At 55.4% G+C, this 1,114-nt stretch carries 1 protein-coding gene; it reads right to left on the reverse strand.

Going from position 1 to position 1,114, the window contains the following annotated elements; translation table 11 throughout:
• Positions 1-934: cation:dicarboxylate symporter family transporter (locus BZK31_RS28185; RefSeq protein ID WP_083186446.1), on the reverse strand; the 934-nt coding region annotated here is incomplete at its 3' end.
• Positions 935-1,114 lie beyond the last annotated feature (180 nt).

The following is a 1,114-nucleotide window of genomic DNA, read 5'->3' on the forward strand; positions in this document are numbered from 1 at the left end:
GGTTGAACGAGTAACCGGTCGGCACCACGAAGCTGCAGATCGCTTTCGGCGCGCCATAGGCTTCCATCTTCTGGATCACACGAGGCAGCGCAGTCTCAGAACTTGCGGTGGAGTAAGCGAGAATCAGCTCGTCCTTGAAGATACGCATCAGCTTCAGGACCGAGAACCCGAACGCACGGGCAATCAGGCCCAGGACCACGAATGCGAAAAAGGCGATGGCCGCGTAAACCAGAATCACCAGCTTGGCCAGCGGCAGCAGCGAGGCAAAACCGAAGTTGGCAATGGTCACTGCGATCAACGCGAATACCCCGATCGGCGCGTAGTTCATGATCATGTGGGTGACCTTGAACATGGTCTCCGACACGCCCTGGAACACCTTGATCAGAGGGTCGCGCACCTCGGCGTCCAGACTGGAAAGGCCCAGACCGAACATCACTGAGAAGAAGATGATCGGCAGGATGTCGCCACGCGCCATTGCGGCAATGATGTTGGACGGGATCAGGTTGAGGATCGTGGCAATGAACGCATGATCGTGCTGAACCTCGGCCGTGGTCTGCTGGTACTTGGAAATATCGACCGTGCCCAGTGTGCTCATGTCGATGCCAGTACCTGGATGGAAAACGTTGGCCAGGACCAGACCGACCAGAATCGCGATGGTGGTCACCACCTCGAAATAGATGATGGTCTTAAGGCCAATGCGGCCCAGCTTCTTGGCATCGCCGACGCCTGCGATGCCCACAACGAGCGATGCAATCACGATCGGGATGACGATCATCTTGATCAAACGAATGAAAATATCACCCGCTGGTTGCAGAATGTTGCCGATCCACCAGGCTTTTTCAGCACTGAAATGGTTGAGCACCGCACCGAAAGCGATACCCAACGCCAGACCGATCAAAATCTGCCAGGCCAGACTCAGCTTTGCCTTCTTCATCTTGTTAACCCTTGTTCAAAGTGGCTTGGGCACATCCAAAACCGACACGCTGAAAATGCTTTTCCACAGCAGTTTCAAGGGGCGGATACCTTTGGGCATGTCCACAGAAGGTCACCGCAAGCGAGCATCCCAGCTCTGTAGCAGGCGAAAAAAAGTCGCAACTATTCCCACGGCGCGGAC

The organism is Pseudomonas floridensis (genome assembly GCF_002087235.1).
Taxonomy (GTDB): Bacteria; Pseudomonadota; Gammaproteobacteria; order Pseudomonadales; family Pseudomonadaceae; genus Aquipseudomonas; species Aquipseudomonas floridensis.